The sequence below is a fragment of the Nocardioides sp. PD653-B2 genome, from assembly GCF_002117935.1.
Lineage (GTDB): Bacteria > Actinomycetota > Actinomycetes > Propionibacteriales > Nocardioidaceae > Nocardioides.
Genome location: NZ_BDJE01000032.1, coordinates 59766 through 78871, shown reverse-complemented (window position 1 = coordinate 78871; position 19106 = coordinate 59766). Strand labels below are relative to the sequence as shown.

Annotated in this window: 21 protein-coding genes; 10 read left to right on the top strand and 11 right to left on the bottom strand. The window is 71.6% G+C overall.

Going from position 1 to position 19106, the window contains the following annotated elements; all coding sequences use genetic code 11:
- Positions 1 to 311 precede the first annotated feature (311 nt).
- Positions 312 to 1163, bottom strand: coding sequence for a DUF2785 domain-containing protein (locus PD653B2_RS14125; RefSeq protein WP_085873023.1), 852 nt, complete (start codon positions 1161 to 1163; stop codon positions 312 to 314).
- An 86-nt stretch (positions 1164 to 1249) separates the two neighbouring features.
- Between PD653B2_RS14125 and PD653B2_RS14120 the strand changes: the two genes are divergently transcribed.
- Positions 1250 to 2725: a sensor histidine kinase gene (locus tag PD653B2_RS14120; protein ID WP_085873103.1), complete on the top strand. Its 1476-nt coding sequence runs from the start codon at positions 1250 to 1252 to the stop codon at positions 2723 to 2725.
- 4 nt (positions 2726 to 2729) lie between these two features.
- Here PD653B2_RS14120 and PD653B2_RS14115 read toward each other — a convergent pair whose 3' ends face one another.
- A complete protein-coding gene (locus tag PD653B2_RS14115) occupies positions 2730 to 2981 on the bottom strand; it encodes a WhiB family transcriptional regulator (protein ID WP_085873022.1) in 252 nt (83 codons plus the stop codon).
- Positions 2982 to 3196: 215 nt separating this feature from the next.
- Here PD653B2_RS14115 and PD653B2_RS14110 point away from each other — a divergent pair, with 215 nt between their 5' ends.
- On the top strand, positions 3197 to 3586 hold the full coding sequence (locus PD653B2_RS14110) for a hypothetical protein (RefSeq protein ID WP_133059076.1): 390 nt from the start codon (positions 3197 to 3199) through the stop codon (positions 3584 to 3586).
- A 2-nt stretch (positions 3587 to 3588) separates the two neighbouring features.
- Here PD653B2_RS14110 and PD653B2_RS14105 read toward each other — a convergent pair whose 3' ends face one another.
- The 3 genes from PD653B2_RS14105 to sodN form a co-directional block, all read right to left on the bottom strand.
- Positions 3589 to 4404 (bottom strand): RNA polymerase sigma factor SigF, encoded by an 816-nt coding sequence (locus PD653B2_RS14105; RefSeq protein ID WP_085873020.1) that lies wholly within the window; start codon positions 4402 to 4404, stop codon positions 3589 to 3591.
- Between the two features lie 2 nt (positions 4405 to 4406).
- The gene (locus PD653B2_RS14100) at positions 4407 to 4838 is read right to left on the bottom strand and encodes an anti-sigma factor (protein WP_085873019.1); all 432 of its coding nucleotides are present in this window, start codon (positions 4836 to 4838) and stop codon (positions 4407 to 4409) included.
- 299 nt (positions 4839 to 5137) lie between these two features.
- Entirely contained in the window at positions 5138 to 5539 is a 402-nt protein-coding gene (gene sodN / locus PD653B2_RS14095) for a superoxide dismutase, Ni (protein ID WP_085873018.1), read from the bottom strand.
- Between the two features lie 133 nt (positions 5540 to 5672).
- Between sodN and PD653B2_RS14090 the strand changes: the two genes are divergently transcribed.
- The 4 genes from PD653B2_RS14090 to PD653B2_RS14075 all read left to right on the top strand — a co-directional run bounded on the left by PD653B2_RS14090 (position 5673) and on the right by PD653B2_RS14075 (position 8987).
- Positions 5673 to 5948 carry a S24/S26 family peptidase gene (locus tag PD653B2_RS14090; protein WP_242665289.1) on the top strand — a complete coding sequence of 92 codons (276 nt, stop codon included), beginning with the start codon at positions 5673 to 5675 and terminating at the stop codon, positions 5946 to 5948.
- A 124-nt stretch (positions 5949 to 6072) separates the two neighbouring features.
- Positions 6073 to 7248 carry an NAD(P)-dependent malic enzyme gene (locus PD653B2_RS14085; RefSeq protein ID WP_085873016.1) on the top strand — a complete coding sequence of 392 codons (1176 nt, stop codon included), beginning with the start codon at positions 6073 to 6075 and terminating at the stop codon, positions 7246 to 7248.
- 96 nt (positions 7249 to 7344) lie between these two features.
- On the top strand, positions 7345 to 8313 hold the full coding sequence (locus tag PD653B2_RS14080) for a zinc-binding dehydrogenase (RefSeq protein WP_085873102.1): 969 nt from the start codon (positions 7345 to 7347) through the stop codon (positions 8311 to 8313).
- Entirely contained in the window at positions 8310 to 8987 is a 678-nt protein-coding gene (locus PD653B2_RS14075; RefSeq protein ID WP_085873015.1) for an SDR family oxidoreductase, read from the top strand. Before PD653B2_RS14080 ends, PD653B2_RS14075 begins: the two co-directional genes overlap by 4 nt.
- Here PD653B2_RS14075 and PD653B2_RS14070 read toward each other — a convergent pair.
- A complete protein-coding gene (locus tag PD653B2_RS14070; protein WP_242665288.1) occupies positions 8984 to 9610 on the bottom strand; it encodes a TetR family transcriptional regulator in 627 nt (208 codons plus the stop codon). The genes PD653B2_RS14075 and PD653B2_RS14070 overlap by 4 nt on opposite strands.
- A gap of 67 nt (positions 9611 to 9677) precedes the next feature.
- Here PD653B2_RS14070 and PD653B2_RS14065 point away from each other — a divergent pair, with 67 nt between their 5' ends.
- Positions 9678 to 9899, top strand: coding sequence for a hypothetical protein (locus tag PD653B2_RS14065; RefSeq protein ID WP_085873100.1), 222 nt, complete (start codon positions 9678 to 9680; stop codon positions 9897 to 9899).
- A gap of 31 nt (positions 9900 to 9930) precedes the next feature.
- Here PD653B2_RS14065 and PD653B2_RS14060 read toward each other — a convergent pair whose 3' ends face one another.
- Positions 9931 to 10590 carry an acetoacetate decarboxylase family protein gene (locus tag PD653B2_RS14060; protein ID WP_089503973.1) on the bottom strand — a complete coding sequence of 220 codons (660 nt, stop codon included), beginning with the start codon at positions 10588 to 10590 and terminating at the stop codon, positions 9931 to 9933.
- Positions 10591 to 10654: 64 nt separating this feature from the next.
- Here PD653B2_RS14060 and PD653B2_RS14055 point away from each other — a divergent pair, with 64 nt between their 5' ends.
- The 3 genes from PD653B2_RS14055 to PD653B2_RS14045 all read left to right on the top strand — a co-directional run bounded on the left by PD653B2_RS14055 (position 10655) and on the right by PD653B2_RS14045 (position 14744).
- Positions 10655 to 12928 (top strand): arylsulfatase, encoded by a 2274-nt coding sequence (locus tag PD653B2_RS14055; protein WP_242665287.1) that lies wholly within the window; start codon positions 10655 to 10657, stop codon positions 12926 to 12928.
- Positions 12921 to 13523, top strand: a complete 603-nt coding sequence (locus PD653B2_RS14050) for a TetR family transcriptional regulator (RefSeq protein ID WP_165763476.1) — start codon at positions 12921 to 12923, stop codon at positions 13521 to 13523. The genes PD653B2_RS14055 and PD653B2_RS14050 overlap by 8 nt, the downstream gene beginning before the upstream one ends.
- A gap of 249 nt (positions 13524 to 13772) precedes the next feature.
- The gene (locus PD653B2_RS14045) at positions 13773 to 14744 is read left to right on the top strand and encodes an endonuclease/exonuclease/phosphatase family protein (protein ID WP_085873012.1); all 972 of its coding nucleotides are present in this window, start codon (positions 13773 to 13775) and stop codon (positions 14742 to 14744) included.
- An 88-nt stretch (positions 14745 to 14832) separates the two neighbouring features.
- On the opposite strand, the gene PD653B2_RS14040 is transcribed toward PD653B2_RS14045, so the two are convergent.
- From PD653B2_RS14040 to PD653B2_RS14025, 4 genes are all read right to left on the bottom strand, one after another.
- Positions 14833 to 15036 carry a cold-shock protein gene (locus PD653B2_RS14040; protein ID WP_085873011.1) on the bottom strand — a complete coding sequence of 68 codons (204 nt, stop codon included), beginning with the start codon at positions 15034 to 15036 and terminating at the stop codon, positions 14833 to 14835.
- A gap of 282 nt (positions 15037 to 15318) precedes the next feature.
- Positions 15319 to 15852, bottom strand: coding sequence for a glycine cleavage system protein R (locus PD653B2_RS14035; RefSeq protein WP_085873010.1), 534 nt, complete (start codon positions 15850 to 15852; stop codon positions 15319 to 15321).
- Positions 15853 to 15887: 35 nt separating this feature from the next.
- Positions 15888 to 16892 (bottom strand): nitronate monooxygenase, encoded by a 1005-nt coding sequence (locus PD653B2_RS14030; protein WP_085873009.1) that lies wholly within the window; start codon positions 16890 to 16892, stop codon positions 15888 to 15890.
- A gap of 11 nt (positions 16893 to 16903) precedes the next feature.
- Positions 16904 to 19102 carry a CocE/NonD family hydrolase gene (locus tag PD653B2_RS14025; RefSeq protein WP_089503972.1) on the bottom strand — a complete coding sequence of 733 codons (2199 nt, stop codon included), beginning with the start codon at positions 19100 to 19102 and terminating at the stop codon, positions 16904 to 16906.
- Positions 19103 to 19106: the final 4 nt, after the last annotated feature.

Genomic DNA, 19106 nt, shown 5'->3' with positions numbered 1-19106 from the left:
GCGGCATGCTGGGGGGATGACCACACAGCCGCAGAGCGAGAGGCGCGTACCCGCCGACACGTTCGAGATCAGGCTCGCAATCGCGCGAGCTCACGCCGGGGGCATCTCGGCTAAGGAAGCAGCGCTCCGCGTCGGCGTCTCAGGGCAGACGTGGCGCAACTGGGAGGCCGGCGCGAGCGCGAGCGCGCAAAAGCCCGCGATGCTCCGCTACATCGCCGAGCAGCTCGACGTTGACGAAGCGTGGCTCCGCGACGGGGGGCCACTCCTGGGCGGTGGCCCCCCTGACGGAGGGCCCGTTGCGGTGGGGGCTGTTACTGGCCCGTAGCCTGCAGGTAGGCCGGGTTGGTGGCCCGGAGGGCCTCCACCACGACGAGGAGCAGGTCGGAGCGCACCTGCGGCGGGCGGGTGCCCAGCGACAGTTGGAGGTAGAGCGCGCGGAGGAACGCCTCGGCGTTGCCGCCGACCAGGTGCGGGTCGCGGTCGCTGTACGACGACCGGGTCGACGCGGCGGCGGCGAGCCGGGCGATCCACGGCTCGACCACCCGTAGTGGGACGACGTTGCGGCGCAGCACGTTCATCGTGGCCAGCGCGAGCCGATCGGGCTCCCCGTTGGTGAAGAGCCGGTCGACCGGGAGCAGCAGCCGGTCGGCGATCACGTCCAGCAGCACGGTCAGCTCGGGGGTCGCCAGGTGCGGCGAGCCGGCGAGGGTTGCCAGGGAGTCGGCGCCGTGGGCGACGGCGTGCGCCCAGCCCTTGCCGGGCACGTAGCCGCGCAGGTCGCGCTCGCGCAGCAGCCAGGTCGCGAGCCGGTCACCCCACTCGAGGATCTTGCCGCCGGGCAGCAGCGGCCGGAGGTTGTCGCGGGCGATGCACTCGCCGAGCACCAGGGCGGAGAGGCTGCGCCGGAAGACGGTGTCGGTGCCCTGCTCGCCGAGTCCGACCAGGAGCCCCATCGCCATGCCGTCGCCGAGGCCCGCCAGCAGGTCGTCGTACACGCCGCGGTCGATCCAGGTCGACAGCGTCGGGTAGGCCGTGCCGTCGCGCAGCGCCGGGTCGGGGTCCCCGAGCATCCGGGTCAGCTCGGCGGTGAGGTCGTCCAGCGGGCGGTCCGCAGGCACCGCGAGACCGTCCGCGTGCACCTGACTCCAGTACGACCCCGACATGGCGGCCATCCTCTCAAAACCGGTCCAGACGTCCACCCCGGGGTCGAGCGCCCTGCACGTGCCGGCCACGCTCTACTGTGGCCACCGTGCCGTCCCTGACCGACCTCGTGCGCAGCCACACGGACCTCGACGACGACGACGTCGCCTGGGTCCAGCTGCTGCAGGCGGACTGGCAGATCATCGCCGACCTCTCCTTCGCCGACCTGGTGCTGTGGCTCCCCGACCGGGAGGGCAAGGGCTACTGGGCGGCCGGCCAGATGCGACCGACGACCGGACCGACCGCGTACGTCGACGACGTGATCGGCACGTTCGTCCCGGTCGGTCGTCGGCCGCTGATCGACGCGGCGTACACGCAGGGTCGCCTGGTCCGTGAGGGCGACCCGGAGTGGCGCGACGACGTGCCGGTGCGGGTCGAGACGATCCCGGTGCGTCGCGCCGGCCGGGTGATCGCCGTGGTCGCCCGCAACACCAACCTGCTCGGCGTCCGCACACCGAGCCGGCTCGAGCTGTCCTACCTCCAGACGGCCGCCGACCTGACCCAGATGATCGCCAACGGCTACTTCCCGGCGGTCGGCCAGCGCAGCGACCACGCCGACTCACCACGCGTCGGCGACGGCTTCCTCCGGGTCGACGCGAGCGGCCGGGTCGTCTACGCCAGCCCCAACGCCTTGTCGGTCTACCGCCGGCTCGGCCTGTCCGGCGACCTCACCGGGCTGTCGCTGGCCGAGCTGACCCGCGACCTGGTGCCGCCGCGGCGGCGTCCCGACGAGGAGACGCTGAGCGCGGTCCTGGGCGGCCGCGCGAACCTCGACACCGAGATCGGCACGGACGGTGTCTCCCTGATCGTGCGGGCGATCCCGCTGCGCCCGCTGGGCGATCACATCGGGGCGCTGATCCTGGTCCGCGACGTCACCGACCTGCGCCGACGCGACCGGGAGCTGGTCACCAAGGACGCGACGATCCGGGAGATCCACCACCGGGTGAAGAACAACCTCCAGACCGTGGCCGCGCTGCTGCGGCTCCAGGCCCGCCGGATGGACAACGAGTCGGCGCGGCTCGCGCTCGAGGAGGCCGTCCGCCGGGTCGGCTCGATCGCGATCGTGCACGAGACGCTCAGTCAGGCGGTCGAGGAGCGGGTCGACTTCGACACGATCATGGACCCGCTCGGCCGGATGGTCACCGAGGTCAGTGCACTCGGGAGCCGGGTGCGGGTGCGCCGCGTGGGCACGTTCGGCGTGCTGCCGTCCGAGACCGCGACCGCGCTGGCGATGGTGCTCACCGAGGTGCTGCAGAACGCGGTCGAGCACGGGTACGACGCCGACCAGGCGGACGTGACCGGTGAGATCACGCTGACCGTGCAGCGGCTGGTGGGACGACTGCACGTCAGCGTCGACGACGACGGCCGCGGGCTGCCCGAAGGCTTCGACCTGGACACGTCGACCAGCCTGGGCCTGTCGATCGTGCGGACCCTGGTCGAGTCGGAGCTCGGCGGTCAGCTCGAGCTGGGACCGAGGCCGTCGGGTCCGGGGACCCGCGCGGCACTCGACATCCCGTTGGAGTAGAAGGTCAGGCGGTGCGGACGCGGGAGCGGGCGTTGCGTCGCTTGAGAGCGCGGCGCTCGTCCTCGCTGAGGCCGCCCCACACGCCGTGGTCCTGGCCAGCCTCGAGCGCCCACGCGAGACACTGCTCGCGCACCTCGCAGCGTCGGCACACCTGCTTGGCCTCCTCGATCTGGAGGATGGCCGGACCGGTGTTGCCGATCGGGAAGAACAGCTCCGGGTCCTCGTCGAGGCAGGCAGAGCGGTGGCGCCAATCCATGGCTGGGGTGTCCCTCTTTCTTCGAAAACAGGTGGTGGCGGGTCATGCAGACGGGACCCGCGGGTGCTCAGAGGCACCACGAAGTGAACGCGTTCACGAGCGCACCCCCAGCGTGGCAACTATTGGACCGTTAAACAACCCCTCGCCGAGGTCTTATTCGTCACAGCAGTCACGCCGGTTTCGCGCACCCGCAGGTCGCTCTCTACGCTTCCCTCGTGACGCTACGCCGCCCCTCCAACCCGCCGCCGCTCGTGGTGGCCGCCTCGATCGTGGCTGTCGAGGGGCTCCTGCTCCTGGCGTACGCCGTGCTGGAGCTGGCCAGCATCGGCACGGGCCGGGTGACGATGGGGCTCACGACCTCCGTCTTCTTCGCGATCTACGGTGCCGGCCTGGTGGCGTGCGCCCGGGCGGTCGACCGCCGGCGCTCCTGGGCGCGCAGCCCGATCGTGCTCGCGCAGCTGATCCAGCTGGGCGTGGCCTGGAGCTTCCGCGGCGGTGACACGACGCTGGTCGCGGTGGCGATCGCGGTGGTCGCCGTCGTGGTACTGGCGGGGCTCTTCCACCCGGCGAGCCTCGAGGCGCTCGCCGACGACTCCGAGGACTGACCTCAGCGGGAGGACTCCTCCAGGGAGGTCCGCAGCTGCTCGAGGGTGCGGTTGAGCAGCCGCGAGACGTGCATCTGGGAGACGCCGATCTCCTCGGCGATCTGGGACTGCGTCATGTTCTTGAAGAAGCGCAGCAGCAGGATCTTCTTCTCGCGCGGCTCGAGCCGGTCGAGCAGGGGCTTGATCGACTCGCGGATCTCGACGTGCTCGAGGCCCTCGTCGTCGATGCCGATGGCGTCGAGCATGGTCGCCGTGTTGTCGTCGCTGTCGTCCGTCGCGTCGAGGGAGAGCGTGGAGTAGGCGTTGCTCGACTCGATCCCCTCGACGATGTCCTCGACCGTGCAGCCGATCACCTCGGCGAGCTCACGCGGGGTGGGGGAGCGGCCGAGCTTCTGGGTGAGCTCGGCGCTGGCCGTGCCGATCTGCATCCGCAGCTCCTGGAGCCGCCGAGGCACCCGGATCGCCCAGCCCTTGTCGCGGAAGTAGCGCTTGATCTCGCCGATGATCGTGGGAGTCGCGTACGTCGAGAACTCCACGCCACGATCGGAGTCGAACCGGTCGATCGACTTGATCAGGCCGATGGTCCCGACCTGGACCAGGTCCTCGAGCGGCTCGCCGCGGTTGCGGAAGCGCCGCGCGCAGTGCTCGACGAGCGGCAGGTGCAGGTGGACCAACGAGTCGCGCGCCATGTCGCGACTGGCCTGGGAGGCACCCTCGTCGTGGAGGACGAGGAAGAAGTCGGCGCTGCGATGGCGGGTGAGCTCGACGCCGGTGAGACCGCTCGGGTCCAGGTCGTCGTCCCGGGAGGAGGCGAACATGGTCAGATTCCGACGCCGGGATTGCCGGGCTCCATGGACAGGCTGATCGTGAACGTCCCGTCCGCGTTGTCGGCGGTGGCGCTCGTGGCGAGGGTCGTCAGGACCTGCCACGCGAAGCTGTCGTAGTCGGGCTCGACCGCGCTCTCGACCGTGACACCCACGGCGACCGTCAGCTCGCCCGGCTTCATGTAGAAGCGACAGTTCAGGTCCGAGCCCGAGACAGCCTCGGGCAGCACCATCGCGCTGGCCTCGCCGACGGCGATCCGGAGGTCCTCGATGTCGTCGATCGGGAAGTCGAGACGAGCGGCCAGGCCGGCGGTGGTCGTGCGGAGGACGGATACGAAGGCACTGTCGGCGGGGAGCCGGAGCTCCACATCGGCCCGCTGGCCCTCGTGGCCGGTGGTCTGGCCGGTCGGTGCTCCGATCGATGACATGGTCGCCGTCCTTGGGGCTGCTGGGGGGCTGGTGAGTCGTTCGCCGAGGCCGTGCCCCGAACACTAGCCGGGACGGGCTCTCGCGTGGTCTACCCGGTGACCAATCCCGTCAACCTTCATGCGGGAAAGCCCTCTAGACCGACGCACTCGTTGCTGCGGGGGTGGTGAAGACGACATCGACCCGCCCGGAGGATCCGGGCGGGTCGACGTGGTGGTGCACGGGAGATCAGGCCTTCTCGGATCGGTCACGCCCTCGCAAGCTCAGGCGTGCTCGAGACGCAAGAAGGCCTTCGCTGCGCTCAAGCCTTCTTGGTCTCCCAGAAGATCTCGGCGATCTCGTCGATCTTCGCGAGCAGCTCGTCGGCCTTGCCGGCGTCGAGCTCACCCTTGGTGCCGGAGGCGCCGGCCAGCTTGGTCGCCTCGTTGACGAGGGTGTGCAGCTGCGGGTACTTCTCGAAGTGCGGCGGCTTGAAGTAGTCGGTCCACAGCACCCACAGGTGGTGCTTGACCAGCTCGGAGCGCTGCTCCTTGATGAGGATCGCCCGGGTGCGGAAGTCGGCGTCGTCGTTGTCAGCGACCTTCGCGATGATGGCCTTGATCGACTCTGCCTCGATGCGGGCCTGTGCGGGGTCGTAGACGCCGCACGGGAGGTCGCAGTGGGCGGAAACCTCGAGGGTGGGGGCGAACAGTCGCGCGAACATGCGGGTCCTCTCGTCTTCGGTTGTCCTTCGTTTGACTGCGAGACTACTCCGCGTGTCAGGCGATGCACGAGGCGTGTCTCCCGGTGAGAAACGGGTACCGGCACTGGGGTTTGCCCGCGTGCGGGGGCGATCGATGGCGCCGACGCTCGCCGATGGTGACCGGCTCCTCGTCTCCTACCGACGCCCGGTCGCGCCCGGTGACCTCGTGGTCGCGCGGCTCGCCGACGGGACGGTCGCGGTGAAGCGCGCGACCGAGCGTCGTACGACGAGCGACGGCTCGCCGGCGTGGTGGCTGCTCAGCGACAACGCCGACGAGGGCGTCGACTCGCGGCACCGCGGGCCGGTCCCGGACGTCGACGTGATCGCAGTCACCCTGGCCAGGATCTGGCCCCGGCCTCGACGGCTCTGACGCTGTGCCAGACTGAATGTCGGGGAGACCCCCCGAGGCCCGACGAGTTCCGCGCACCACCCTGCGCGTCGAGCTGGGCCTACCTCCCCCGCCGTACGTTCCCGTCTGGAAAGCTGATCTGGTCATGGCTGCAGAACATCCCTTCGCCGGGGACCCGGTGTTCGACCTGCACGTCGGCGGCAAGATGGAGCTGCGCTCGACGGTGGCCCTCGACGGCCGCGACGACCTCTCCCTCGCCTACACCCCCGGCGTCGCCCGCGTCTGCGAGGCGATCGCCGCCGACCCGTCGATGACCCAGCACTACACGTGGGTGCCGAACGTCGTCGCCGTCGTCTCCGACGGCACCGCCGTGCTCGGGCTGGGCGACATCGGGCCGGCCGCCGCCATGCCGGTGATGGAGGGCAAGGCCGTGCTGTTCAAGCAGTTCGGGGGCGTCGACGCCGTGCCGATCTGCCTGGACACCACCGACGTCGAGGAGATCATCGAGACGGTGGCGCGGCTCGCCCCGAGCTTCGGCGGCATCAACCTCGAGGACATCTCCGCGCCGCGCTGCTTCGAGATCGAGGACCGGCTCAAGGCGATGCTCGACATCCCGGTCTTCCACGACGACCAGCACGGCACCGCCGTGGTGGCGCTCGCGGCACTGAAGAACGCGCTCGTGCTGACGGGACGAGACGCCGCCACGACCCGGGTCGTGATCTCGGGCGCAGGTGCGGCCGGTGTCGCGATCGCCAAGATCCTGCTCGAGGCCGGGATCGCGGACCTCGCGGTCACCGACCGCAAGGGCATCGTGCACTCGGGCCGCACCGACCTGACCCCGGTCAAGCGGGAGCTGGCCGAGCTGACGGCGGACAAGACCGGGCGCACCGGGACCCTGGGCGAGGCGCTCGACGGCGCCGACGTCTACCTCGGTGTCTCGGGTGGCACGGTGCCGGAGGAGGACGTTGCGCGGATGGCTCCCGACGCGATCATCTTCGCCATGGCCAACCCCCACCCCGAGGTGCACCCGGACGTCGCCCACCGGCACGCTCGCGTGGTCGCCACGGGCCGCTCGGACTTCCCGAACCAGATCAACAACGTGCTGGCGTTCCCCGGCATCTTCCGCGGTGCGTTCGACGCCCACGCCACGTCGATCACCGAGGGCATGAAGCTCGCGGCCGCCGAGGCCATCGCCGGCCTGGTCGGCGACTCGCTCTCGGAGGACTACGTCATCCCGTCGCCGTTCGACCCGCGGGTCGGCCCGGCCGTCTCGACAGCGGTCGCCGCGGCCGCCCGCAGGGACGGTGTGGCGCGCCGGTGACGGTGGTCGAGGAAGGCGCTCCGCGCCTGTCCTTCGAGACGGTTGCAGAGCAACCTCCTCAGGAACCATCTCGAGGCCACCGGTAGGTTCGAGGACATGTTCGCCGTCTACGCCGACCAGTTCTCGAAGTCCGACCCGCTCTCCGCCCTCCAGGTGGGGGAGCGGCTCGACCCGGAGGTCCCCGACGGCTGGACCACGGTCACCGTGAAGGCCGCGTCGCTCAACCACCACGACCTGTTCTCGCTGCGCGGCGTCGGCCTGCGCGAGGAGGCGCTGCCGATGATCCTGGGCTGCGACGCGGCGGGGTACGACGAGGACGGCAACGAGGTCGTCGTGCACGCGGTGATCAGCGACCCGTCGTGGAGCGGTGACGAGACCTTCGACCCGAAGCGGTCGCTGCTGTCCGAGCGCTACCAGGGCACGTTCGCCGACAAGGTCGCCGTACCGCGTCGCAACGTCGTGCCGAAGCCCGCCTCGCTGTCGTTCGAGGAGGCGGCCTGCCTGCCGACCGCCTGGCTGACCGCGTACCGGATGCTCTTCACCCGCGGCGAGCTCAAAGCCGGCGAGACCGTGCTGGTGCAGGGCGCGGGCGGCGGGGTCGCGACGGCCGTGATCATGCTGGCCCGCGCGGCCGGGTTGCGGGTGCTCGCGACCAGCCGCGACGAGGCGAAGCGGGCACGCGCGCTGGAGATCGGCGCGCACGACGTCTTCGAGTCCGGCGCCCGGCTGCCGATGAAGGTCGACGCGGTCATGGAGACCGTCGGCAAGGCCACCTGGTCGCACTCGATCCGGGCGCTGCGCCCGGGCGGCCGCATCGTCACCTCGGGTACGACGTCGGGCCCCGACCTCGACGACGCCGAGCTGACCCGGATCTTCTTCCTCCAGCTGAGCGTCATCGGTTCGACCATGGGCACCCGCGACGAGCTGGCCTCGCTGGTGTCGCTGCTCGACGCCTCCGGAGCCCGGCCGCTGATCGACCGGAGCATCCCGATGACCGACGCCCGGGAGGGCTTCGCGGCGATGCTGGGTGGCGAGCAGTTCGGCAAGATCGTGTTCACCCGGTGACGACGCACCTGGTCACCGGTGCGGGGTCCGGCATCGGGTTCGCGCTCGCCGAGCGGCTGCTCGAGCGCGGTGACGACCTGGTCCTGCTCGCCCGCTCCACCGAGCGGGCCCACGAGCTGCGCGAGGACCTGCCGGGCGCGACCGTGCTGGTCGCCGACCTGGCCGATCCCGACTCGATCGAGGGGCTCGATCTCCCGGACCGGCTCGACTCGGTCGTGCACGCCGCCGGCGTCGTCGACCTCGGGCCCGTGGCCGACCTCTCCACCTCGGCCTGGGCCGAGCAGCTCACGGTGAACCTGGTCGCGCCGGCCGCGCTGACGCGGGCCGCGCTGCCCGCAGTGCGCCTGGCTCGCGGGACGGTCGTCTTCGTCAACTCCGGCGCCGGCCTGGTCGCCCACCCGGGCTGGTCGGCGTACGCCGCCTCCAAGCACGGCCTGCGTGCACTCGCCGACGCGCTGCGCGGCGAGGAGTCCGGCACCGGGGTGCGGGTCAGCACGGTCTACCCCGGTCGGACCGCCACGCCGATGCAGGAGAAGGTGCGCCGGCAGGAGGGCAAGGGCTACGACGCGAGCGACTGGATCCGCCCCGAGACCATCGCCGACGCGATCCTGCACGTCCTCGACCTGCCGCCGGACGCCACCATCCCCGATCTGACGGTGCGTCCCGCCGGCTAGGGCTTCGACGTCCAGTTCAGCGCGCCGACGAGCACCATCCGGAGCTGGGTCTGGGCACGCACGACGAGCTCCTTCTCGGCGTCGGGGCGGCCGGCGACCTGGAGGATCGCCTCGGCGGTCGCCACCATCGCGGTGACGATCAGGTTCGACAGCACCCGCAGGTCCTCGCGGGACCACGTGTCGGTGCCGGGCAGCCGGGTGAGGTCGGTGGCCAGCTCGCGCTCGAACAGCTCGATCTGGTGCCGGATGGCCTCGCGTACGGCGGGCGGGCCGGCCGCGCGCTCGCGGGCGATGAAGAGGAAGTGCGCCCGCTGCTGGTGCACGTGGTCGACCAGGATCGCGATCGACGAGTCCACGATGTCGGCGAAGGCCGGGTCACCGCGACGGATCTCGCGCAGCATCGTGCGCAGCGACACGAACGACTCGTCGACGAGTGCCAGCCCGAGCGCCTCGATGGAGTCGAAGTGACGGTAGAACGCGGTCGGCACGATGCCGACCTCCTTGGCCACCTGGCGCAGCGAGAGGGCGGCCAGGGTGCTCTCGTCGGAGAGCTCGAGGGCGGCGTCGAGGATGGCGCGGCGGGTCCGCTCCTTGCGCTCCACGCGCGACGTCGGCTCCGCCATGCTTTCAGGTTAGTGCCGTGGGTGGGAACACGTTGTGGTCGGTGCGGTCCGCGACGACACTGGTGGCATGAGCGACCACCTGAGCAAGTCGGAGATCCGCAAGGACGCCGTCCAGGGCACGGTCGAGGCGGCCACGTCGACGGTCGGACAGGTCACCACGATCATCACGGGCGCGGTGAGGGACGTCGCGTCGGCGATCGGTGGCTTCGCGACCGAGGTCTACGAGATCCGTGACTCGGCCCGCAAGGCGGCGGCCGAGCACCCGCCCGAGCGCCCCGGGCTCGGCTAGTCCTGCGGCACGAGTCCGGTCGACCACCGGCTCAGCCGAAGGACATCCGGAAGTCGGCCTGGCGCAACGACGCGAGCTGGCGGGCGCCGCGCATCCAGCCGAGGGGGCCGTCGGACGCGAAGTCCCACCGGCCGCGGCAGGGGAGCGCCTTCGAGGAGCCCCGGAGGGTCGCGGTGCGCTCCTCGCCGTTCGTGTCCTCGATGCCGGGCTGCCAGGTGCCGCCCGTGAAGGGGATCCGCAGCATCGCGGCCGAGAGGTCGGTGAAGTGGGCGCTCGCGATCGGGCGGCGCCCGAAGCTCGCCGACCAGTCGGTCGTGGCGAGCGGGCCGCGGTGGCTGGTGTCGAGCTCGAAGTCGCAGAGGCCCTTGGGGATCGCCCAGAGCTCGCGGCCGCCGGCCACGGACGCGGGGGAGTCGACCCAGATGTCGGTGATGCTGACCCGGCGGCCGTGCTCGTCGGTGTCGGCGAGGCGGGCCACCAGCAGCTCGGAGTAGGTCAGCGGGCTGCCGGGCTCGTAGCTCACGAACGCCGCGCCGTAGATGCCGGCGGGCCGCAGCTCGTCGACCGGCTCACGGAGCTTGAAGAGGGAGAGCCACAGCTGCCCGACCATCGCCCACGGGGCCGGCGGGTAGGCGGTCGGCTCCGCGGGCGCGTTGGACTCGGGGCTCCGGCGGGTGCTGGGGTCGGCCATGCGGGCCATCCTGCCTCACGGCCGGCCTTCCGGAAAGTGGCAGTTGACTGCCAGAATCGACGTCGTGCAGACCCAGCAGATCACCAGTCGCGTGGCCGGCTCCGAGCCCCGCTTCGTCGGCTACCCGCAGGCGGACCCCGACGCCCCGAACGTCGTCATGGTGGTGCTCGACGACGTCGGGTTCGCCCAGCTCGGCTGCTTCGGCGCCGGCATCGACACCCCGAACATCGACCGCATGGCCGCCGCCGGGCTGCGCTACAACCGCTTCCACGTCACGTCGGTCTGCTCCTCGACCCGGGCGGCACTGCTCACGGGGCGCAACCACCACGCGGTCGGGATGGGCGTCACCCAGGAGGCCGCGCTCGGGTTCCCCGGCTACCACGGCCGGATCCCGGCCTCGGCCGCGACGCTGGCGCAGGTGCTGCGCGACCACGGCTACAACACGATGGCCGTGGGCAAGTGGCACCTGACCCCGAAGACCGAGTACTCCGCCGCCGGGCCGTTCGACCGCTGGCCGCTGGGCAAGGGCTTCGAGCGCTACTACGGCTTCCTCGGCGCCGAGACCAGTCAGTGGGCTCCCGAGCTGGTGCGCGACAACACCCACATCGAGCCGCCGCGCACGCCCGAGCAGGGCTACCACCTGACCGAGGACCTGGTCGACCAGGCGATCCGGATGATCCAGGACCAGCAGCAGGCGGAGTCGCGCAAGCCGTTCTTCTGCTACCTCGCCACCGGCGCCGCGCACGCCCCGCACCAGGTCACCGATGAGTGGGTCGCGCCCTACCGCGGCCGGTTCGACGACGGCTGGGAGGCGTGGCGGCAGCGCGCCTTCGACCGGCAGGTGGCCGAGGGCATCGTCCCGCCGGACACCGCGCTGACCGAGCGGCCGCCGTGGGTGCCGGAGTGGGACACGCTGTCGGCCGACGAGCGGCGCCTCTTCGCCCGCTACATGGAGGTGTTCGCGGGGTTCGTCACCCACACCGACCACCACCTCGGCCGGCTCTTCGAGCACCTCGATGCGCTGGGTGTCGCCGACGACACGCTCCTGATGATCCTGTCCGACAACGGCGCCAGCGCCGAGGGCGGGCCGACCGGCACGCTCAACGAGGCCGCCGGCTGGCTCGGCTTCACCGAGACGCCCGAGGACGCCCTCCAGCACATCGACGAGATCGGTGGACCGGAGGCCAACAACCACTACCCGTACGGCTGGGCCTGGGCGGGCAACGCGCCACTGCGGCTCTGGAAGAGGTACGCCTGGCTCGGCGGGGTGCGGACGCCGCTGATCGTCCGGTGGCCGCAGCGGCTGGCCGAGCCCGGCGCCGTACGACCCCAGTTCTGCCACGCGACCGACCTCTACACGACGGTGCTCGACGCCGCCGGCATCGAGCTGCCGGAGACGGTGGGCGGCGTGCCGCAGCAGCCCGTGGACGGCGCGTCGATGCTCGCCGGCTTCGCGGACCCCGCGGCCGCCGAGCACCGGACGCTGCAGTACTTCGAGATGATGGGCTCGCGCGGCATCTACCACGACGGCTGGAAGGCGGTCACCGACCACGTGGCCAACCAGTTCGACGAGCGGGCCAACCTGGTCGGCAGCGTCGACTTCGACACGGACCGCTGGTCGCTCTTCCGGCTCACCGACGACTTCTCGGAGCACGACGACGTCGCCGACGCCCACCCGGACGTCGTGCGCCGCATGGAGGCGCTCTGGTGGGCCGAGGCCGGCCGCAACAACGTGCTGCCGCTCTTCGAGTTCCCGGAGTCGATGGCCCACCTGCACCCCGGCGAGTTCCCCCCGCCGACGAGCGCGACCTACCGCCCCGGCGGCGGCCCGGTTCAGGACAGCCAGCTCCCGACCCAGATGGGTGGCTTCGTGCTGACCGCCCGGGTCTCGGTGCCCGAGGGCGGCGCGTCCGGGATCGTCGCGGCGCTGGGCGACCGGCACGGCGGCTGGGCGTGCTACCTGCTCGAGGGGCGGCCGGTGGCGACGTTCGCGCTGCTCGACCACCCGGTGCGGGTCGCGGGCGAGTCCGTCGTACCCCCCGGTGAGCATGTGCTCGAGCTGCGCTACGAGCCGGGCCGGGCGGCGCGGGTCGTGCTCGGTGTCGACGGAGCGGACGTCGCCGAGGCCCCGCTGCCGGGCCTGATGTTCTTCCCGAACCTCTCCACCGCGGGTGCGGGCCTGCTCGTCGGCCGGGACCGGGGGATCGCCGTCAGCCATGACTACCGCCCGCCGTTCGCGTTCACCGGCACCCTGCACGAGGTCGAGCTCCGCAGCGGCCGGCCAGGTGCCAGGCCGGAGGCGGCCACGGAGCTGTCGGCGGCCGTCAACAGTGACTGAGGGCATCGTGGGGGTCGGGCTGCGCGAGCAGCACAAGCAGACGACGCGGCAGGCCCTCGAGGACGCCGCGCTGAAGCGGTTCGCCCGCGACGGCTTCGACCAGACGTCGGTCGACGCGATCGCCGCGGATGCCGGAGTGTCGCCGCGCACGTTCTTCCGCTACTTCGCGACCAAGGACGAGGTCCTCGACATGGGACGCGCGGCGCGGCAGGCGATGCTGCGTGACACGGTCCGCGACCTCGACCTCGACCCCGACCTCTCCGTGCAGGACGTCGTACGGCAAGCCGTGGTGGCGCTGGCCGTCGGCTTCCAGGACGACCGGGCGCGCGTCGAGCTCCGTCAGCGCGCCGCCGAGTCGTCCCCGGTCCTCCGCGGCCGGCTCTTCGACACCTTCGTCTCGTGGGAGCGCACCCTGGCGGCCGCGCTCGCCGACCGCCCCGGGGTCGACCGCGACACGGCCGAGACCCTGGCGGCGGTCGGCATCGCCATGTTCCGAACGGCGATCGCGCGCTGGGTGCGGGGGCCGGGTTCGGAGCTCCCGGCACTCGTCGCCAGTGCGTTCGGCACGCTGTCGTCGTCGCCGTGTCCCTCGTAGCCACGTCGTCAAGGTCGTCTTGGCATGGTCTTCGCCGACGCTTGCGGCTACCGTCGGAAGCTCGTGCGCGTTGGGAGCCGCCGATCGCGCGACGCGATCTCGGGAGCCACGTTGAGTCGTCGTAGAGCTGTCACAGCCACGTTGGGTGCCGCCGCCCTCCTCGCCGCCATCGGTGCCGCAACGGCACCTCCTGTCCAGTCGGCTGTCGCCGGCACCCCACCACTCGATACCTCGCCGGACGACCAGGTCATGATCGTCTCGATCAACCTGGCAGAGACATTCAACGCCGGGGACAACGCCGAGCAGCGGGAGATCGGGAACTTCGCCCGGCGCCTCGAGGCGCAGCTGGCCGCCGGGGGTCAGTACATGCCCGACGTCATCCTGCTCCAGGAGGTGAACGCGGAGTCCGCCGACACCGCGGCCGACCTGATCAGCGAGTACCTCTACGGAGACGCCGGCTCGACAGCGTTCCGGGTCGCGGTGGCGCCCGCAGCGGGGGAGAGCTCGGTCTTCGGGCATGGCAGCTCCGGAGTGCGCCTGCGGCGCGAGAGTGCGGTGCTGATCAACACGACGACCATGAAGGACGGGACCGGACTCTCGGACGAGCGCATGTACCTCGCGCTGCGAGACGACCAGGCAGACATGCGCCACCCGGAGAAGTGGGCGTGGAACCACGCCGCCACCCACCGGCTGGTCGAGGAGGACGACACCGGCCGGGTCGTGGTCACCAGCGTCCACATGGTGAAGAGCAAGACGTTCAAGAAGTTCAGCCGGGGCACCTACAAGAAGGGGCAGTGGGGCAAGGCGATCGCCGACCTCCAGGCGGAGATGCCCACTCCCACGCACGTCATCGCCGGCGACTTCAACGAAGACAGCACCTGCGAGCCTCAAGACGAGGACGCCGGTCTCAGCGCCTGCCCGATGAGCCCGCTGTGGAACCAGCTGACCGTCCAGCGCTCATACCAGCCTGCGATCACCCCGGCGAGGAAGATCGACCAGGTGTTCGTCGAGAGCGACCACCTGGTCGCGGCCGACTGGGACCGCTCCTACAAGGACGAGGTCATGGCTGGGGCGGCCGCCAAGAAGACCTTTGCGGACTGCGACGACCTCTGGGTCGCGGGCAACGGGCGGGAGAAGGCCAGCACGGTGAGCCCCGGATGCGCCTCGCAGTACTACTCCGACCACGCCTACACCTGGGCTCTGGTCGCGGTCGCCCCCTGATCGGTGGCGTGCAGCCAGCGTGGACGCGCCGGGACCGGAAGCACGAAGGGCCCCGACCGCGGGTGCGGTCGGGGCCCTCCGTGGTGAATCAGGAGACGCGGACGTTCTCCGCCTGCGGACCCTTGGGGCCCTGGGCGAGGTCGAACTCGACCTTCTGGTTCTCCTCGAGCGACTTGTAGCCGCCCGACTGGATGGCGGAGAAGTGGACGAACACGTCCTCGCCGCCACCATCTTGCGCGATGAAGCCGAAGCCCTTTTCGGCGTTGAACCACTTGACGGTTCCCTGAGCCATGATCTTGTCCCTTGTTTCGTGCCGAGAGCGTTGTGCCCTCGAGCTGCTGAAGACATCCACCTGTGCTGATGTCCAGCGAACCGAAAACCAGGAGTACGAGATACAAGCCGCGACATGGTGTGCGGCCAGGACGACTTGCAGAGCCGTCCCTTCAACAGGATCCACGATAGTGCATCGGTGGTGTGTTCGGGACTTCGGCGCCACAACCGGGGCGCACGGCGTGCCGCCGCGCCTCGCCACGGGGGGTCATCCGGCCGCGTCGGGGGCGGCGGCCGGCGCCCGTCACGGGGCGGTGGGATGCTCGGCGTCCGACAGCCTGATCTCCACCATCAGCTCGTCGGCGATCGCTTCGAGCATCGACCGCAGGTCGTCCATGCTGGTCGACGGCGGCGCCTCGAGCACCGCCTGCGCCTCGAACAGCTGGCCCCCGGACATCGGCGCCGCCCGGACGTCGGTGCTCAGCTCCTCGATGCCCACGCGCTGGGCGGCGAGCGCGGCGGATATCTCGGCCACGATGCCGGGGCGATCTGCTCCGAGCAGCTCCAGGTTCAGGCGCAGCGACCGGTGCTCGGCCGGCACGTCGGTCCGCTCGAGCGTCACGACCAGGCCGGCGTCCTTCAGTGCCGTCAGGTCGACGACGAGGGGGTCGGCCCGGTCGTCGGGCACGTCGAGCAGCAGGATCCCGGCGAACTTGCCCCCCAACCGCGCCATCTGACTGCGCTTCCAGCTCGCGCCGTGGGCGTTGATCGGTGCCGAGAGATCGGACACGAGGCCCGGCCGGTCGTCGCCGATGCAGGTGAGCGTGAAGGTGGCCATGGGCGCAGGCTATGAGATCCGCGCGGCCGTGTCGCCTAGGGGACCAGTGCGGCGATCAGGCCGGCGGCGGGGCCGGGGCGTGCGTGCCGGTGTCCGGTGCCGGACCACAGGTGGAGGTGCTGGGGGTCGTCGTGCTCGGCGGCCCAGCGCCGCAGCGGCGCGGTCAGGTGGTGCACCGCCGGGTAGCCGACCGGGGCGCCGGCGTCGTACGCGTCGCTGAAGGAGTTGCGGATCCCGCGTGCGACCCGACCGGTGAACGCGCGCATGGTGACGGTCGTGGAGGCCGGGTCGGCCACGGCGCGGCGGTGGGTCGGGCGGGTGCCGGCCTCGTCGGCCAGGAGCAGCGCGGTGCCGACCTGCTCGGCCCCGGCCGCCAGCGCCTCGGCGACGTCGGCCGCCGTCGCGAGGCCGCCGGCGCCCACGACCGGCAGGTCCGTGGCCGCGCGTACGCCGGCGATCAGGCTGGTCAGCGGGTCGGCGCCGGGATCGCGGAGCTGGTCGAAGGTCCCCCGGTGCCCACCCGCGGCGGCCGCCTGGACGACGAGGCCGTCGGGGTCCAGGCGCGCGGCCGCGCGCGCCTCCTGCACGTCGGTGACGGTCACGAGCAGCCGGGACCCGGCGCGCCGGAGCCGCTCCAGGTCGGCCGCGTCCGGCAGCCCGAAGGTGAAGGTCACCCACGGAGCCGGGTCCCGGGCCAGGAGGTCGACCTTGGCGGCCCAGTCGTCGTCGTCCTCCCACCGGGGCTCGCCCAGCTCGACGCCGAGCCGCGCGGCCTCCGGCGCGATGCGGTCGCGGTAGGCGAGCACGGCCTGGTGGTCGACCGGAGACCGGTCCGGGACGAACAGGTTCACCCCGAACACGGCGGTCTCCCGCCGCACGGCGGCGATGTCTGCGGCCAGCTGCTCCGCGGTGCGGTAGCCGGCCGCCACGAAGCCCAGCGAGCCGGCGCCGGCCGCCGCGGCCACGAGCGCGGTCGTGGTCGGGCCGCCGGCCATCGGTGCGGCGAGGACGGGGACGGGTGCGATGCTCAGGCGGGCCATGACGTCGGTGTCTATCCCGGGTAGGTCCGGCAGGGCTGGCTGCGCAGCGAGGCGCACGGGGGCGCCGTGGCGGGCACCGTCACCCCCGGCACCACCGGCAGCACCAGCCGCGAGCGGTGCGTCCGGTCCGTGGCGATGTGGACGCGTTCGCCCCCGTCGAGGGTGTCGAAGGCCCACAGGGGGCGGGCCCCGCCGGGGGCGTCGACGGTGATCCGGAGCCGCGAGCCCTGGCGGAAGGGGTGCGCGAACGGGAACAGCGCGAGGCGGACCTTGGTGAGCACACCGGCCGGGAGCGGACGGGCGTCCGACTCGAGGTCGGTGTGCGCCGGGTAGATCGGCGTCGACTGCGCGGCGTCGAGCTTGCGGTGGCTGGCCCGGAGCCAGCCGGACTGCACGTAGACCTCCGTGCCGTTCGGCCGCACCTCGGAGACGGTGACCTCGAGGTCCGTGTCCTCGGCCGGGGTGCGCACCCAGAGGTCCACCGACCCGGTGCCGACGGTCACGACGTCGTGCCTCAGCGGCGCGGTGATCCAGCCCAGGCCGGTGCCGGCCGGGATCTGCCGCCAGTCGTACGTCGGGTGGGCCTGCCAGATGCCCGAGCTCGAGCCGGTGTAGTCGGTCGCGGGGAGCGCGTCCGGGTCGGCCCGGTAGCTGCGCTGCCGGGCTTGGCCCGGGCTCACCGTGGACGGCTTGCCGTGCAGCTTGCCTCCGGACGTGAGGTACCACGCCCTCGGCTCGGCGCTCGGTATCGGCCAGGACCTGAAGGACTTCTCGAAGCGGGGCAGCGGCGCTCCGGACGGCTGGCCCTTCGCCGCGCCCTCCTCGAAGAGGATCCGGATCGGGGGCGCGGACTCATAGGTGTCGAGGGCCTTCCGGTAGCCCATCCCGGAGTAGTCGGTGCCCGGCGGCAGGCTGAGCCCACCCACGCCGGTGAGTGCCTGCGCGAGGATCGGGGCGACGAAGGCCTTGCGTCCGGTCGGCACCCGGCGGCCGACGTAGAGGTCCAGGAAGTCGGCGTACTTGTCGAAGACGCCGAGGCTCAGCGACTCGGTGTGCGAGCCGTTGACCATCGTCGCGTAGAGGTGCGGCGAGGACGTGAAGTCGTCGAGCATGGCGGGGAAGTGCCCGCCGGTCTGCTCGTCCTGCCAGGCGCCGGCGATGAAGACCGGCACGTCGATCTTGTTCACGAACAGGCTCGGCGTGATCGGGTCACCGATCTCGGCGGAGTAGTAGGGGTTGTCCTCGATCAGGGCGAGCTGGTCCGGGTTCTGCAGCCGCAGGTCCTGGTTGGCCGCACAGACCGTGTCGCCGGCGTTGACCCGCGGCTGCTCCCAGCCCTGGCCGTACGGCTTCGCCTGGTCGTCGCGCTCGTTGGCCCACGAGACGGCGAACCCGGTGTTGAGGATGCCGCCCGGGAAGAGGGTGCCGCGGTAGGTGTCGTCGATGACCGACAGCGGGGTGATCGCGGCGAGGCTCGGAGGCCGGGTCTGCGCGACGTACAGCTGCTCGATGCCGGGGTAGGAGATGCCGACCATGCCGGCCCGGTGGAACTTCGCCCACGGCTGTGCGGCGATGGTCTCGATGGCGTCGTAGCCGTCGAGGCTCTGGATCGGCTCGAAGGCCCGGAACGAGCCGCCCGAGCAACCGGTGCCACGGACGTTGACGCCGACATAGGCGAAGCCGAGGCTCGTGAAGAGCTGTGCCATCGTCGTGTTGCCGGGGTTGCTGGGGTCGTAGCCGGAGTACTCGACCACGGTGGGGAAGGGGCCGTCACCCGAGGGGAAGACGACGTTCGTCGACAGCGTGGTGCCGTCGCGGGTCTCGAGGTAGCCGAACCCCTCGTCCAGGGTCTGCTCGTCGTAGAACGACGGGGCGGGCGCCGGGTCGTCGAAGGCGGTCACCACCTGGGGGTCGGACGCCGTCACGGGATCGCCGGTCGTCCGCACGGTGTAGGTGCCAGCGTCCAGCTCGCGCCAGGCGAAGCTGCCGGCCGCGTCGACCGTGCCGCTGCCGACGACCGCGTCGGCCGCGTCGACCAGCTCCAGCCCCTGCCCCGGGGTCGCGTCCAGCACGTAGAGCTGGTTGACGCTCGGGCGCACCGTGAACGTGGCCGGGTCGGCGGCGGTGGCCGCATCGGTCGCCGTCAGGAGGCCGGCGAGGAGCGCGAACAGAGCCACGACGGCGAGTGACGCGCGTCTCGGAGATCCCATGTCC

Coding starts and splice junctions, on each gene's coding strand:
- PD653B2_RS14125 (WP_085873023.1), bottom strand. CDS start 1,163: ATGTCGGGGTCGTACTGGAGTCAGGTGCACGCGGACGGTCTCGCGGTG.
- PD653B2_RS14115 (WP_085873022.1), bottom strand. CDS start 2,981: ATGGATTGGCGCCACCGCTCTGCCTGCCTCGACGAGGACCCGGAGCTG.
- PD653B2_RS14105 (WP_085873020.1), bottom strand. CDS start 4,404: ATGTTCGCCTCCTCCCGGGACGACGACCTGGACCCGAGCGGTCTCACC.
- PD653B2_RS14100 (WP_085873019.1), bottom strand. CDS start 4,838: ATGTCATCGATCGGAGCACCGACCGGCCAGACCACCGGCCACGAGGGC.
- sodN (WP_085873018.1), bottom strand. CDS start 5,539: ATGTTCGCGCGACTGTTCGCCCCCACCCTCGAGGTTTCCGCCCACTGC.
- PD653B2_RS14090 (WP_242665289.1), top strand. CDS start 5,673: ATGGCGCCGACGCTCGCCGATGGTGACCGGCTCCTCGTCTCCTACCGA.
- PD653B2_RS14085 (WP_085873016.1), top strand. CDS start 6,073: ATGGCTGCAGAACATCCCTTCGCCGGGGACCCGGTGTTCGACCTGCAC.
- PD653B2_RS14080 (WP_085873102.1), top strand. CDS start 7,345: ATGTTCGCCGTCTACGCCGACCAGTTCTCGAAGTCCGACCCGCTCTCC.
- PD653B2_RS14070 (WP_242665288.1), bottom strand. CDS start 9,610: ATGGCGGAGCCGACGTCGCGCGTGGAGCGCAAGGAGCGGACCCGCCGC.
- PD653B2_RS14065 (WP_085873100.1), top strand. CDS start 9,678: ATGAGCGACCACCTGAGCAAGTCGGAGATCCGCAAGGACGCCGTCCAG.
- PD653B2_RS14060 (WP_089503973.1), bottom strand. CDS start 10,590: ATGGCCGACCCCAGCACCCGCCGGAGCCCCGAGTCCAACGCGCCCGCG.
- PD653B2_RS14045 (WP_085873012.1), top strand. CDS start 13,773: ATGATCGTCTCGATCAACCTGGCAGAGACATTCAACGCCGGGGACAAC.
- PD653B2_RS14040 (WP_085873011.1), bottom strand. CDS start 15,036: ATGGCTCAGGGAACCGTCAAGTGGTTCAACGCCGAAAAGGGCTTCGGC.
- PD653B2_RS14035 (WP_085873010.1), bottom strand. CDS start 15,852: ATGGCCACCTTCACGCTCACCTGCATCGGCGACGACCGGCCGGGCCTC.
- PD653B2_RS14030 (WP_085873009.1), bottom strand. CDS start 16,892: ATGGCCCGCCTGAGCATCGCACCCGTCCCCGTCCTCGCCGCACCGATG.
- PD653B2_RS14025 (WP_089503972.1), bottom strand. CDS start 19,102: ATGGGATCTCCGAGACGCGCGTCACTCGCCGTCGTGGCTCTGTTCGCG.